Consider the following 13,777-nt stretch of genomic DNA (forward strand, 5'->3'; position numbering starts at 1 on the left):
GCTAAATCTTGTTGCCGATTGGAAAGCCGGTTGAGACTTTTCTCACCGGCATTTCATCGGTGGGAATGATCCAGCCACCGCGAATAGCGATGCGAACCTCATCGCCTTCTTCCAGTCTTACCGGATCGCACACTTCAAAATGCAGGTGAATATCGGGCTTGCTGAGCGGATGTGCCTCGATGCGCGAACCGCCACCGCGATAGACCGAACGCTTGACCCGCACGGGAATACCGCCGGTTTCGGTCAATGTCAGATCTTCTGCACGAACGCAGAGCTGTGCATTGGCACGCGGCATTTCAATGCCAGAACAACGCACCTGCGCCCGGCTTCCCAGCACCAGCGCCTCGCACTGTCCCGCTTGCGCAAAGGACACGACCTCCGCAGGCAGAACCATGCCGTGCGCGATGAAGGACGCGACCATTTCGCTAGCCGGTTCTTCGTAAAGCTTGCGCGGCGTATCGAACTGCTGAAGCTTGCCATGGTCGAGAACCGCAATCCGGTCGGCAAGCGCCATGGCCTCAGCCTGGTCATGCGTGATGTAGATAATCGTCGTACCGGTACGCTTGTGGAAAGCCGCAAACTCGTTTTCCATCGAAGCACGCAAATGCACGTCGAGATTGGCGAGTGGCTCGTCAAACAATACCAGCGAAGGCGCAGCCACCAGACAACGGGCCAATGCCACGCGCTGCCGCTGACCACCCGAAAGATTGGCCGGGCGGCGATCACCGAAACCGTCGAGATCGACCAGCGCGAGCGCTTGCTTCACACGAGCCTCGCGCTCGGCTTTGGCAACTTTGGCCACCCGCAGACTATAGCCGACATTCTCTTCGACCGTCATATGCGGCCAGAGCGCATAGTTCTGGAAGACGATACCGACCTGCCGCTTCTCCGGCGGCACGTTCCCGTCAACATGGGAAACGCGGCTGTCACCAATGTGGATTTCGCCGCCATCGACGTCTTCAAAACCTGCAATCATCCGCAGAAGTGTGGTCTTGCCGCAGCCGGATGGTCCGAGAATAGCAACAAACTCGCCGTCCTTCACATCGAGCGACACTTCAGACAGGGCCTGAAACTCGTTGAAAGCCTTGGAAACAGAAGCGATTTTCAGTCGCGCCATGGCAGCACTCCGTTTGGAAGACGCCGCGCAAACAGATTTGTTGCAAGCATCAGCATGAATGTCACCGCAACGGCCAGAATGGATATGGCAGCCGCATAGGCGGAATCGCCCGCCTGTTCGAAAGAAAACATCACCACGCCCAGCGTTTCCGATCCCGACGCCCAAAGAAGCGCTGAAACCGTCAGCTCACAGAAGGCGGTCATGAAAATGAGCACGCCGCCTGCAAGCGTCGCCGGGGCGACCAGAGGGAATATAATGGTCCGCAGCCGATAGAAAAGCCCCGCCCCCGCAACGCGCGCTGCTTCTTCCAAAGCACGGTCGATCTGGTGCAGCCCGGCAACCGTTGGCCGCAGCGCCAGCACGAAGAAGCGCGCAAGATAGGCAAACAGTATGATCCAAAGCGTGTTGTAGAGGCTAACACCAACCACTGGCAGCGGCTTTAAGAACATCAGCAGACAGGCAATCGCGAGAACTACGCCCGGTAACGCATAGGGCATCTCGGCTGCGAAATTGAGGATCGGCGTCCAGCGCCGTTTACGCCATGCCAGCATATAGGCAAGCGGAACTGCTATCAGCACCGCAAAGAATGCTGCCGCCAACGACAGAACCGCACTGTTGCGGAAAGCGCGCGCAGCACCAGCATGTTCAAGCAGCACGAAACGGAAATTCTCGGCTGTTGCCGTCGCAAATGTCAGCGGCACACCATAGGCCGGAACCAGAGCGGACAACGTAAGACCGATCAACGGCAGAAACAGCACGATAACAATCAGGAGCCATGCCGCGGCTTCCACCAACACGCGCCAGCGGCCAAGCGCGAAGGGTGCAGCAGGCAGCGACGTCGAAACAATGCGAAAATCGCGGCGGCGCGAGGCATATTCCTGCGCGGCGATGCCTGCCATTGCAATCAGCCCGATCAGAACCGACAGCACGGCGACGCTGGACAGCACAGCTGGGCCGCCGCCCGCAAGACGCTGATAAATCAGCGTCGGCAGAACCAGATAATTGGACGGAATTCCCAAGAAGGCTGGGATGCCGAAATTGCCGACGCAGGAGACGAAGGCCAGAGCGGCTGCGCCGATGATCGACGGCGTCATCAGCGGCAGGATGATGGTGCGCAGAACTGTCCATTTGCTGGCACCGGCACTCAGACCCGCTTCCACCAGTTCGCGTGGGAGTTTGCGCAGGCCTGCCCGCACGATCAGAAAGACCAGCGGTCCATATTGCACGCCAAGCAGAAAAATAATGCCCCAGACAGAATAGAGCGGATTGCGGCTGCCAAGCGGCGGCGCCATGCCGATGATCTTGAGGAACTGGCTGGAAGGCCCGAATAGCTGGAGCCACGCCAGCGCTGTTACCTGCGGGGCAATCAGCAGCGGGGTGACGTAGAAAAGCACAAAGACATTGCGCCCGCGCATGTCGGTGAGACCGACGAGCAGCGCCGCAACAATGCCAAACGCCAGCGCCAGCAGCGTGCCGCCAATGCCGATCTGCAGCGAATGCCATGTCGCTACCCAGGTCGATTGACTGCCAAGCGTTTCCACCAGCGCCGAGGTCGAAAACTGCCCCTGCGGCGCGACCAGTTCGACCAGCAGCCTGCCCATTGGCAGAAGCGACAGCACTGCAACAATAAGCGTTACACCAATAATCAGGGCCGCATCACGGCCCTGAAGATCTCGGAACATGCGCATTAAAATGCCTTATCCGCCGAACAGCTCGGAAAACTGCTTCTTGTCGGCATCAGTCTGATCGAGAACCTTCTGGGTGTCGATAGACATGATATTGATCTTGGTGCCTTCCGGCAGCCATGCCGGGCGACCAACGCCTTCCTTGGCAGGCAGATAGCCCTGCTCCAATGCCAGCTTCTGGCCATCATCCGACAGGATGAAATCGACGAACTTCTTGGCACCGTTGACGTTCTTGGCGGTTGCCATGATCGCAACCGGTTCGGTCACGGCAGGCACACCTTCCGACGGGAAGACGAACTCGATCGGCGAACCCTTGGCCTTGGCATTGAGCGCCATGAAGTCAACCAGAATGCCATATGGCTTTTCGCCGCTCGCAACCGACTTCAGCACGGCGCCATTGCCTTTAACGCTTGCCAGCTCATTGGCCTTGAGGTTCTTGAAGTAATCCCAGCCAATATCCTTATTGAGTGCAAAGCCGCTCAGGAGATAGGCAGCAGCGCCCGAATAAAGCGGGCTTGGCATGACCACCTGGCCTTTGTAATCGGCCTTGGCGAGATCGGCCCAATGTTCCGGCTTCTGTGCGGCACCCGTGTTGTAGGCGATGCCAGTGGTGATCAGTTTGGAGCCGAAATAGGTCTTGTCGGCGTCATAGCTATCCGCAGCAAAACCATCAACCTTGGCTTCCGGATAGCTAAGCAGGCGCTTGTCCTTCTTGAGACCTTCCATCGTCACCGCATCAGCGATCAGCAGAACGTCAGGCTGCGGCGCGCCAGCCGAAAACTCGGCGGCAAGCTTGGTGAGGAGTTCGCTCGTGCCAGAGCGGAAAATCTGCACATCGGTGTCCGGATTGGCCTTGCGGAAAGCTTCAACCGTCTTTGTCGCATCCGCTTCCGGCTGTGACGTATAGAGCGTCAGCGTATCAGCCTGTGCCACGGCAATGGAAAGAGCAAGAAGCGCAGGTACGACAGCAGCCCGCTTCAGCATCTTGTTCATGGGATTCGCTCCTCGAATTTCTGTATAATGTTCGCCAGCATGACCAGCGATGCCGGTACAATCCTGACGCGTGCGAAGTGATAGCGCGCAGATACTGCCATGGCGATAGGCACGATCATTTCCATTCATGGTGCACCTGTCAAACATCCTGCAACGTGAACCCGGAAAAGCAAAAGCCTCCCGGCGGAATCATAACCATCGGAAGGCTTGTAAGACATTGAATGTTTTGCCGAACAGCCATCCGTATCTCCAAGTATGGAGAAGATGCGGATGGCATTAGAGGAATTGCAATGCGGTTTTATGACAACCGCAAACGCATTCCCGGTAAAAAGATCAACAGATCAGATAACAATCTCGGCGACATGTGCAACCTGCGCACCCGCCTCGTAATAGGCTTCACGCAGACCGCGGAAATTCTGTTCCTTCGGATCGCTGACCGGCAGCGGCAGATCGTCTTCGTTAATCTCGCCTGAAACAAGCTGCGAAAGCAGTTTTCCGAAGACTGTGCCCGGCGCGATGCCACGGCCGTTGTAACCGGAGAATCCAACCACATTGCGCGCGAGGCGATGGAATTTCGGCAGGCTGTCATTGGTCATGCCGATCTTGCCATACCATTCGGCTTCGAACTCGACCTCGCCAATCTGCGGAAAAAGACGCTTCAACGATTTCTTCGCCCATGCCTTATGCACGGCAGCGCCGGTATTGCGCAGTGCGCCAACGCTTCCGAAGACAAGGCGGCCCTGTTGGTCGAAACGGAAGGATGAAAGGACTTCCTTCGTATCCCACACACCCTGACGTTCCGGCAGAATGCTCTTTTTCAGATTATCCGACAGTGGCCTTGTAGCCATGTTGAAATATGGCAGATGAACCAGCTCGGCGCGCACTTCCGGCCATGGCGCATTGGTGTAGGCATTCGTCGCCACAACCACCCAGTTGGCCGTCACGGAACCCTTGGCAGTCTTGACCACCCATTTGCCGTTCTTTTCTTCGGCACCGATCACCGGGCTTCCGGTAAATACTGTCGCGCCAGCGGTAATGGCGGCATGGGCAAGCCCGCGCACATAAGCGAGCGGCTGGATCGTACCGGCGCGCAGATCGAGCAGCGATCCAGCATAGGCCTTGGTTCCAACCTTGGCTTCGGTTTCTTTGGCGTCGAGCAGCTTCACATTGGCGCCGCGGCGCGCCCACTGCTCATGGCGGTCTTCAAGTTCCTTCAGGCCCTTCTTGCCAACAGCGCAATGAAGCGTGCCCTGCTTCTCGACTTCACAGGCGATCTTGTGCTTCTCAACGATTTCGAAGACGAGCTTCGGCGCATTGCCGAGGACATCGAGCAACCGGTCACCATATTTCTGGCCAAGCACGCCGGGCAGATCATCCGGCATGACCCACATGCCCGCATTGACCAGACCCACATTGCGGCCCGAACCGCCATAGCCGATCTCGATACCTTCGAGAACGATGGCTCGCGTGCCTTTTTCGGCCAGATGCAGAGCGGTCGAAAGACCGGTGAAACCGCCACCCACAATCACGACATCCGCAGTCAGATCACCTTGCAGCGCATTCGTCTCGGGGGCGGCAGGGGCGGTCTTTTCCCAAAGACCATGGGAGCGCGGATCGTTCAGCATTGAGAGCAACCATTTTAAATAGTGGAATACGGGCACCCTGCCCGACTGTTTCTATTTCACGCCGCGAAAGCCGGTTGGACAGCGTTATTTGCGCAACAATTCATTCCGGTTTGGAATGAACCAACGGCGAATAATCCGTATTCCCTACCTGCCCGGCGATCCACTGACAAAACACCTGCGTCAGCGGATTTTCCAGCTTTCCTTCCGGCACGACGAGATAATATTCATTCTCGGTTCGCATCGGCTTCTCGAAAAGCATGACCAGCTCACCGCTGAGCAATTCCTGTTCAATCAGATAAAGCGGCAGGAGCGCGAAACCCAGACCGGCCAACGCCGCGCCAATGACCATCGAGAACTGATCGAAGCGATGCCCCCGATAGGCCGACCGCCCCTCGACACCGCAGCTTTCAAACCATTGCGCCCACATTTTGGGCCGCGTCGCAAGATGCAGCAAGGGCTCATTCTCAAGCTCTTCCGGGGCCGACGGATGACGCGCTTTCAACAGGGCCGGGCTGGCAACCGGCACGATGACCTCGCTGCACAGGAAAGTGCAGGTGGCATGTGCCCAGACCGGCTGTCCATAATGGATAGCCAGATCGAACGGCTGTTCCTCGAAGTCGAAGACACCGGAGCGCGACGCGACATTGATGGCAATGCCGGGATGCTTTTCGATGAAATCGGAAATGCGCGGCATCAGCCAGCGCGTGCCGAATGTCGGCAATGTAGCCACACTGAAAGAAGACGTTGATTGCGCCGAAGCCATGGCGCGCAACATCGTGTCCTCCGTCTGGTTCAGAAGACGCCGCACTTCCGGCAAAAATTTCCTGCCTGCGTCGGAAAGCAGAATGCGCTGGCGGATGCGTTCGAACAACAGAACACCGAGCTGGCTTTCAAGATCCTTGATCTGACGGCTGACAGCGCTCTGGGTGAGATTGAGCTCATGCGCAGCCTGCGTGAAACTGCCGTGACGGGCGGCACACTCGAATGCCTGCAGCGTGGCGATGTCCGGGATCAGTCTTCTGCTCAGCTTCATTCCATTCTCGCATTAACATAGTTGCTTTCGTCGCAAGCATAACCGCAAAACGGTCTATATGATACATTTTCATCATAATCCATGCATGTTCCTCCCAAACAAGACATGCACCACCCGAAGATGCCCCACTCGACGGAAATTTTCGCCATGAAAGACCAGAAATTCGTTTCACCGGACGCCATTCGCTCGGCTTTTTCGGCAGCAATGTCCGCCATGTACAAGCAGGAAGTACCTGCTTATGGCACATTGATGGGACTCGTTGCCGATGTGAACGCCAAGGTGCTTGCTGATGACAGTCACCTGCATGAACGTCTGACGGAAACAGATTCGCTTGAACGCATCTCTGAAGAACGTCACGGCGCGATCCGCCTCGGCACAGCTGCTGAACTTTCCATGATGCGCCGTGTTTTCGCGGTCATGGGCATGTTCCCGGTCGGCTATTACGACCTCAGCGCCGCAGGCGTTCCAGTTCATTCGACCGCCTTCCGCCCGGTTGACGATGCGGCACTGAAGCACAATCCGTTCCGTGTCTTCACCTCGCTTCTGCGCCTCGACCTCATCGCCGATGAAAAGCTGCGCGCTGAATCGGAAGAAGTCCTGTTGAAGCGCAACATCTTCACTGCCGGAGCCATCGCTTTTGTCGAAAAGGCTGAAGCCGAAGGCGGCCTCAACGACGACGACGCGAAAGCCTTTGTTGCTGAAGTACTGGAAACCTTCCGCTGGCACGATCATGCCAATGTCAGCGCCGAGCTTTACCATCGCCTGCATGACGCGCATCGCTTGATCGCCGATGTCGTGTCGTTCAAGGGCCCACATATCAACCATCTGACGCCGCGCACGCTCGACATCGACGCCGTGCAGGTTCAGATGCCGGATCGCGGTATTAACCCGAAAGCCGTCGTTGAAGGTCCTCCGACCCGCAAGTGCCCGATCCTTCTGCGCCAGACCTCGTTCAAGGCGCTGGAAGAAGAAGTATCCTTCGTCAATGCAGACGGCACCTGGACGCCGGGCTCGCACACTGCCCGTTTCGGTGAAATCGAACAGCGCGGCGTAGCGCTCACGCCGAAGGGCCGCGCGCTTTACGACAAGCTGCTCAACGACACCCGCGCCGTTGCCCGCCCTGCCCCAGACGGCTCGAATGCAGCTGAATATGTGAAGGCGCTGAGCGACACTTTTGCCGCTTTCCCGGACACATGGGCTGGCGTGCGTGAAGAAGGCCTCGGCTACTTCGCTTATTCGGTCAAGGACGCTGCAAAGCTTGAAGCTTACAAGCCGGGCACCGATATTGAGGTTCTGATTGAAGCTGGCGCGGTTCAGTTCGACCCGATCATCTATGAAGACTTCCTGCCGGTGAGTGCTGCCGGTATATTCCAGTCCAATCTGGGCGACGACGAAACACAGGAATTTGTTGAAAGCCCGAACCAGAAGCGTTTCGAGGATGATCTGGGTGCGAAAGTGCTTAATGAGTTCGAGCACTATGCCCGCATCGAACGCGAATCCATCGAAGCCGTTCAGGCAGGTCTAAAGGGCCTCGAAGCGGCAGAATAAACGCATAGCCCCGAAAAGTTGCAGACTTTTTGGACAGGACTATGCGCAAACAACTCATACAGAGAGGAAAGCCATGAACACCGCTGTTAGAAAAATCGACGTGAAGAAGGAAGCCGCCGATCTGCTTTCCAAACTCGGCGTCGATGCATCCGCTTATACCGGCGGCGACCTTGCCGGTTTCAGCCCTGTTTCGGGCGAACAGATTGCTGCGGTCAAGACCCACAGCAAGGAAGATGCTGTCAAGATCATCGACAAGGCCGATGAAGCCTTCCGCGCCTGGCGCAACGTTCCGGCACCGAAGCGCGGCGAACTGATCCGCCTGCTCGGTGAAGAACTGCGCGCTTCCAAGGAAGACCTCGGCCGTCTTGTTTCGCTCGAAGCTGGCAAGATTCCTTCGGAAGGTCTCGGCGAAGTACAGGAAATGATCGACATCTGCGATTTCGCCGTCGGTCTGTCGCGCCAGCTCTACGGTCTCACCATTGCAACCGAACGCGCTGGCCATCGCATGATGGAAACCTGGCATCCGCTCGGTGTTGTCGGCGTTATCTCTGCCTTCAACTTCCCAGTTGCTGTCTGGTCGTGGAATGCTGCTCTTGCAATCGTTTGCGGCAACTCGGTTGTCTGGAAGCCGTCTGAAAAGACCCTTCTGACCGCTCTTGCCTGCGATGCAATCTTCAAGCGCGCGCTGAAGCGTTTCGGCGATGCACCGGAAGGCCTCTCGCTGCTTCTGCTCGGCGACCGTGAAATCGGTGAAGTCCTCGTCGACAGCCCGAAGGTTCCGGTCGTTTCAGCAACCGGTTCGACCCGCATGGGCCGCGAAGTCGGTCCGCGTCTGGCCAAGCGTTTTGCTCGCGCAATTCTCGAACTCGGCGGCAACAATGCCGGTATCGTCTGCCCGTCGGCCGATCTCGACATGGCTCTGCGTGCGATTGCTTTCGGCGCAATGGGCACTGCCGGTCAGCGTTGCACCACGTTGCGTCGTCTCTTCGTACATGAAAGCGTTTACGACGCTCTCGTTCCGCGTCTGCAGAAGGCTTACGCCAGCGTCACCGTTGGTTCGCCGCTCGAAACCAGCGCTCTGGTCGGTCCGCTGATCGACAAGGTTGCTTTCGACAACATGCAGAAGGCCCTCAAGGAAGCTGCTGCTCACGGCGGCAAGGTACAGGGCGGCGAACGCGTCGATGCTGGCCATGAAAATGCTTACTATGTGCGTCCGGCCATCGTCGAAATGCCGAAGCAGCAAGGTCCGGTTCTTGAAGAAACCTTCGCACCGATCCTTTACGTCATGAAGTATTCGGATTTCGACGACGTGCTGGCAAGCCACAACGAAGTTGGCGCAGGTCTGTCCTCGTCGATCTTCACGCTCAACCTGCAGGAAGCAGAACGTTTCCTCTCGGCTGAGGGTTCGGATTGTGGCATTGCGAACGTCAATATCGGTACTTCGGGTGCTGAAATTGGCGGTGCATTCGGCGGCGAAAAGGAAACCGGTGGCGGTCGTGAGTCGGGTTCGGATGCGTGGAAAGGCTATATGCGCCGCGCAACCAACACCATCAACTACTCGAAGGCTCTGCCGCTCGCACAGGGCGTTTCCTTCGACATCGACTAATCGATCTGATTTCAGATCAAAAGAAAACCCCGCTTCGGCGGGGTTTTTTATTGGCACAATGCATCGACCGGTTGAGATTTTTGCAATGACGCGGCGAAAATGGTGCTTTCTCGAGAACCGGAGCGGAGTGTACTTTAAGGTACATGAGCACCGGAAGCGCAGAGAAGCGCCATTTGCAGACCGTCAGTGCGTAAATATCGACTGGTCGATCAGCCCATACGTTCGGAGGCGAAAGAACCAGGCGAAGCCGGAAATACAACCGTGCGATTGCCGTTGAGGAACGAGCGATGATGAATATGCGCGTGAACAGCGCGTGCCAGAACCTGCGCTTCGACATCACGTCCGATAGACACATAATCCGCCGCACTCTGTGCGTGCGTGATACGGGCGACATCCTGTTCGATGATCGGACCTTCATCAAGATCAGCGGTGACATAATGCGCCGTGGCTCCGATCAGTTTCACACCGCGCTCGTAGGCCTGCTTGTAAGGGTTCGCGCCCTTGAAGGATGGCAGGAAGGAGTGGTGGATGTTGATGATCTTGCCCGACATCTTCTGGCAAAGCTGATCGGACAGAACCTGCATATAGCGCGCAAGAACCACCAGCTCGGTGCCTGTATCATCGACAATATCCAGAAGGCGCTGTTCAGCTTCCGGCTTGTTGGCCTTGGTCACGGCGATATGGTGGAACGGGATGTCGTGATTGACGACAACCTTCTGATAATCGAAATGGTTCGACACGACACCAACGATATCGATTGGCAGAGCGCCGATCTTCCAGCGATAGAGCAGATCGTTCAGGCAATGGCCGAAACGGGAAACCATCAGCAAGGTTTTTGTCCGTTGGGCGTTGTCGTGGAATTCAAATTCCATCTCGAACGGAGCTGCCACGGGCGCAAAGCCTTCACGCAGCACATCAAGCGCTACGCCTTCTTCGGAGATGAAGCTGACGCGCATGAAAAAACGACCGGTATCCAAATCATCGAACTGGGCGCTATCGATGATGTTGCAACCCTTGCCCGCAAGATAACCCGAGATTGCGGCAACGATACCACGAGTGGACTTGCAGGTGACGGTCAGGACAAAATTATGCATCGGACTTCCTCAATTTTCGAAGGCGCAAGCCAAAGCGCGCGCCTTGAAACTAGTTCACGATGCGGCCTCCGCCATGCCAGAATGCGTAATGCACTGACCGGATTGCGCTATCAAGCGACTTTGGAAGAAAGATCGCTCTAATTTGATCAAAGATGCGGATTGCGGTCACGATACCGGGCGACAAGTTCCCGGTTCACCTCACCGGAGCCCGGCATGTTGGCGCTCAGATAAATGGGTGCGTCGCCCTTGCCCACCAGCTTCGCCGCCACATCGGCAAAAATGGCATTGAGGATCGTGACACCAAGCGCCGTCGAAACCGGACCGACCTTCAAAGAACTGCCTTCCACTTCCAGCACCGCATCGCCCGCTGGCGCATCATTATCCAGCACGACATCGGCCAGAGAAAGCAGTTGCGTGCGGCCCTTGGCGATGACGTTGGAATAGGTGACGGAAGTGACCGCGATAACGGCAGCCCCCTTCTCCCGTGCATAGCGCGCAGCCTCAATGGGAGCGGCATTCACACCGGAGTTCGACACGACGATCAGCACGTCACCTTCGCGAATGCCGTAGCGCTCGAGGATCGGCAGCACAGCTCCTTCGATCCGCTCGAAATGCGAGCTGGCAGCCGCTCCGTCCTGCAGCATGATTGCCCCGCAAAGGATCGGCACAGTGATTGCCAATCCGCCCGCGCGATAGTGCAGTTCTTCCGCCATCATGTGCGAATGGCCAGTACCGAACACATAGACGCGGCTGTCTGCCAGTGCGGCAGCAGTAATCAGCTCGGCGGCTTTGGCCATCGGCTCGGCAAGGCGATTACGCAGGCCGGTGAGCCGCGCAATGAGGTCATCAAAATAACGATCTGTAATTTCCGTCATCGACCTTACCCCGAAATCTGTTTTCCGCCAGAAAGCCATGTGGCTTTCGCAAACAGCCCATCGTCAAGATGGACGGCGTCCATCCGCATGCCGGGACGGAACGTTCCGCGATCGTTGAGATGCAGATAGCGCGCCGGATAATGGCTCGCCATGCGCAGTGCCTCGGCCAGCGTCAGCTCCAGTTCGGCCACGCCGAAACGCACCGCCGACGCCATATCGAGATCGGAACCAGCAATGGTGCCATCTGCCAGAACAAGCTTGGAGCAGATGCCGCCTGGCACACGGCGGACGGCACGCCCGTTGATCTCGAAGCTTTCGGAATCCGAACCGACCAGAGCCATGGCATCCGTCACGAAGAACAGGTGGGCATCTCCCCGTTTCGCCCGAAGAGCAAGCCGCAGCGCCATCGGATCGACATGATGGCCATCGGCAACGATACCGCACCAGATGTCGGGATGATCAAGTGCCGCACCAGCCAGCCCCGGTGCACGATGGCCAATCTGGCTCATGGCGTTGAAAAGATGGGTCACGCTTCGCGCACCGGCATCGAAACGCTTGAACGCCTCATCTGCCGTCGTGTCGCTATGGCCGATACTGACGACCACACCGCCGTCGCTCAAACGACGCACCTGATCAGGCGTGACCTGTTCGGCAGCAAGCGTGACCAGCAAGATGCCGATCTGCTTTGCCGTATGGATATAGAGCGCGATATCGGCATCGTTGACGGGGCGCATCAGTTCCGCCAGATGGGCGCCTTTGCGAGCCGGTGCCAGATGCGGTCCTTCCAGATGCAGACCGGCAACGCCCTTGTCGGCCTTGACTGCCTCAATCGCCGCTTCAATGGCCCGGTCGCGCACCGGCGTCGTGTCGGTGATCAGCGTCGGTAGAAGGCTCGTCGTTCCATATTTGCGATGCCCCTTGGCAATCGTGAACATGGTCTCGGGTGTCGGCTGGTCATTGAGCATACGCCCGCCGCCGCCATTGACCTGCGCATCGATGAATCCGGGTGCCAGAACGCCACCGTTCAGGCGCTCGACATCATAGGCTTCGCCTAGTGACGCTTCCGGCACGATGGCTTCGGTCTTGCCATCGCTGAACACCAGTGCGCTTTGGTCGTGAAAGCGCTCGCCGTCGAAAATGCGCGCGCCTGCTATTGCCGATTTTCTTGTCATACCGTCACCGTAACCTTGTTGAGATTGCGCGGCTTGTCTGGGTCAAAACCCTTGCGGCGCGTGACCGCTTCAATGACGCGGTAATAATTGATGAGGGAAACCAGCGGATCGAGATGCGCATTGCCTGTGCTAGCCGATGGCAGTCGGAAGCCCGGTGTTTCCGCATCGGATAGCGACACGATGCTCGCTCCAAACGAATGCAGCCGCTTCAGGGCCTGCATGTTGGTGTCGAACGCTTCATCGCGCGGCAGGAAGGAAATAATCGGGAAACCTTCTTCCACCAGACGCATCGGACCGTGCATCAGCTCTGCCAGAGAGAAGGCCTCCGCATGGATATTGGCGGTTTCCTTTGCCTTCAGCGCAGCCTCAAGCGCGATTGCAAAGGCCGTGCCGCGACCGCCGGTATAAAGCGAGCGGGCATTGAAAAGGAGATTTTCAACCGCTTCGCGACCGTCAGGCCGTGTTGCAGCAAGCGCCTCCGGCAGGCGCTGCAGTCCGGCCTGCAGGCTTGCGTCACCGCTGGCCGACGCGACCACACCCGACAATGCCGCGACTGCGGCAATGAACGACTTGGTGGCAGCAACACTCTTTTCTTCACCAGCATTGAGCGCGAGTACCACGTCGGCGGCATTACCCAGCGGGCTATCGACAACGTTCACGACGGCAATTGTGGTGGCACCACCTTTTTTGGCAGCGTCCTGCGCTGCAACAATGTCCGGGCTCGCGCCGGATTGCGACACGGTAAAGTGCAATCCGTTCTTGAGCTTCAGCTTGGAACCGTAGACCGACGCCACCGAAGGCCCGATGGAAGCCACCGGAATACCCATGGTGATTTCCATCAGATATTTGAAGAATGTCGCCGCATGATCGGACGAACCACGCGCGGCGGTGGTGATGACGGCAGGTTCGTTCTTCTGGAAAATGCGCGCGATTTCCGCAAAGGTGCCTGCCTCCTTCTCAAGCAGACCGGCGACGACGGCAGGCGACTGTTCGGTTTCCTGCAGCATCAGGGAGGAAGGGCTGTTCATG

At 57.5% G+C, this 13,777-nt stretch carries 11 protein-coding genes; 2 read left to right on the forward strand and 9 right to left on the reverse strand.

Annotation, left to right across the window (positions count from 1 at the left end; genetic code table 11):
* Window position 1: 1 nt before the first annotated feature.
* The 5 genes from AC1RHM_RS04495 to AC1RHM_RS04515 form a co-directional block, all read right to left on the reverse strand.
* Window positions 2-1,117, reverse strand: a complete 1,116-nt coding sequence (locus tag AC1RHM_RS04495) for an ABC transporter ATP-binding protein (protein WP_010659534.1) — start codon at window positions 1,115-1,117, stop codon at window positions 2-4.
* The gene (locus tag AC1RHM_RS04500) at window positions 1,105-2,805 is read right to left on the reverse strand and encodes an ABC transporter permease (protein WP_010659533.1); all 1,701 of its coding nucleotides are present in this window, start codon (window positions 2,803-2,805) and stop codon (window positions 1,105-1,107) included. Before AC1RHM_RS04500 ends, AC1RHM_RS04495 begins: the two co-directional genes overlap by 13 nt.
* A gap of 9 nt (window positions 2,806-2,814) precedes the next feature.
* A complete protein-coding gene (locus tag AC1RHM_RS04505; protein ID WP_029376048.1) occupies window positions 2,815-3,795 on the reverse strand; it encodes an ABC transporter substrate-binding protein in 981 nt (326 codons plus the stop codon).
* 341 nt (window positions 3,796-4,136) lie between these two features.
* Window positions 4,137-5,420 carry an NAD(P)/FAD-dependent oxidoreductase gene (locus AC1RHM_RS04510; RefSeq protein WP_010659531.1) on the reverse strand — a complete coding sequence of 428 codons (1,284 nt, stop codon included), beginning with the start codon at window positions 5,418-5,420 and terminating at the stop codon, window positions 4,137-4,139.
* 100 nt (window positions 5,421-5,520) lie between these two features.
* Entirely contained in the window at window positions 5,521-6,453 is a 933-nt protein-coding gene (locus AC1RHM_RS04515) for a LysR family transcriptional regulator (protein WP_010659530.1), read from the reverse strand.
* 147 nt (window positions 6,454-6,600) lie between these two features.
* On the opposite strand from AC1RHM_RS04515, the gene hglS reads away from it, so the two are divergent.
* Together hglS and amaB are read left to right on the forward strand one after the other, a co-directional pair.
* A complete protein-coding gene (gene hglS / locus AC1RHM_RS04520) occupies window positions 6,601-8,001 on the forward strand; it encodes a 2-oxoadipate dioxygenase/decarboxylase HglS (RefSeq protein ID WP_010659529.1) in 1,401 nt (466 codons plus the stop codon).
* 73 nt (window positions 8,002-8,074) lie between these two features.
* Window positions 8,075-9,607: an L-piperidine-6-carboxylate dehydrogenase gene (amaB, locus tag AC1RHM_RS04525; RefSeq protein WP_010659528.1), complete on the forward strand. Its 1,533-nt coding sequence runs from the start codon at window positions 8,075-8,077 to the stop codon at window positions 9,605-9,607.
* Window positions 9,608-9,816: 209 nt separating this feature from the next.
* On the opposite strand, the gene purU is transcribed toward amaB, so the two are convergent.
* The 4 genes from purU to AC1RHM_RS04545 form a co-directional block, all read right to left on the reverse strand.
* Window positions 9,817-10,701 carry a formyltetrahydrofolate deformylase gene (purU, locus tag AC1RHM_RS04530; protein ID WP_010659527.1) on the reverse strand — a complete coding sequence of 295 codons (885 nt, stop codon included), beginning with the start codon at window positions 10,699-10,701 and terminating at the stop codon, window positions 9,817-9,819.
* Window positions 10,702-10,847: 146 nt separating this feature from the next.
* Complete coding sequence (locus AC1RHM_RS04535; protein ID WP_010659526.1) at window positions 10,848-11,576, reverse strand: SIS domain-containing protein; 729 nt, start codon at window positions 11,574-11,576, stop codon at window positions 10,848-10,850.
* A 5-nt stretch (window positions 11,577-11,581) separates the two neighbouring features.
* Window positions 11,582-12,748, reverse strand: coding sequence for an N-acetylglucosamine-6-phosphate deacetylase (gene nagA, locus AC1RHM_RS04540; RefSeq protein WP_010659525.1), 1,167 nt, complete (start codon window positions 12,746-12,748; stop codon window positions 11,582-11,584).
* Window positions 12,745-13,776: an SIS domain-containing protein gene (locus tag AC1RHM_RS04545; RefSeq protein ID WP_010659524.1), complete on the reverse strand. Its 1,032-nt coding sequence runs from the start codon at window positions 13,774-13,776 to the stop codon at window positions 12,745-12,747. The genes nagA and AC1RHM_RS04545 overlap by 4 nt, the downstream gene beginning before the upstream one ends.
* Window position 13,777 lies beyond the last annotated feature (1 nt).

The organism is Brucella sp. GW823-FHT04E01 (genome assembly GCF_058796175.1).

Bases quoted from the DNA above. Each gene is read 5' to 3' on its own strand.
- AC1RHM_RS04495 (WP_010659534.1), bottom strand. From the start codon at position 1,117: ATGGCGCGACTGAAAATCGCTTCTGTTTCCAAGGCTTTCAACGAGTTT.
- AC1RHM_RS04500 (WP_010659533.1), bottom strand. From the start codon at position 2,805: ATGCGCATGTTCCGAGATCTTCAGGGCCGTGATGCGGCCCTGATTATT.
- AC1RHM_RS04505 (WP_029376048.1), bottom strand. From the start codon at position 3,795: ATGAACAAGATGCTGAAGCGGGCTGCTGTCGTACCTGCGCTTCTTGCT.
- AC1RHM_RS04510 (WP_010659531.1), bottom strand. From the start codon at position 5,420: ATGCTGAACGATCCGCGCTCCCATGGTCTTTGGGAAAAGACCGCCCCT.
- AC1RHM_RS04515 (WP_010659530.1), bottom strand. From the start codon at position 6,453: ATGAAGCTGAGCAGAAGACTGATCCCGGACATCGCCACGCTGCAGGCA.
- hglS (WP_010659529.1), top strand. From the start codon at position 6,601: ATGAAAGACCAGAAATTCGTTTCACCGGACGCCATTCGCTCGGCTTTT.
- amaB (WP_010659528.1), top strand. From the start codon at position 8,075: ATGAACACCGCTGTTAGAAAAATCGACGTGAAGAAGGAAGCCGCCGAT.
- purU (WP_010659527.1), bottom strand. From the start codon at position 10,701: ATGCATAATTTTGTCCTGACCGTCACCTGCAAGTCCACTCGTGGTATC.
- AC1RHM_RS04535 (WP_010659526.1), bottom strand. From the start codon at position 11,576: ATGACGGAAATTACAGATCGTTATTTTGATGACCTCATTGCGCGGCTC.
- nagA (WP_010659525.1), bottom strand. From the start codon at position 12,748: ATGACAAGAAAATCGGCAATAGCAGGCGCGCGCATTTTCGACGGCGAG.
- AC1RHM_RS04545 (WP_010659524.1), bottom strand. From the start codon at position 13,776: ATGAACAGCCCTTCCTCCCTGATGCTGCAGGAAACCGAACAGTCGCCT.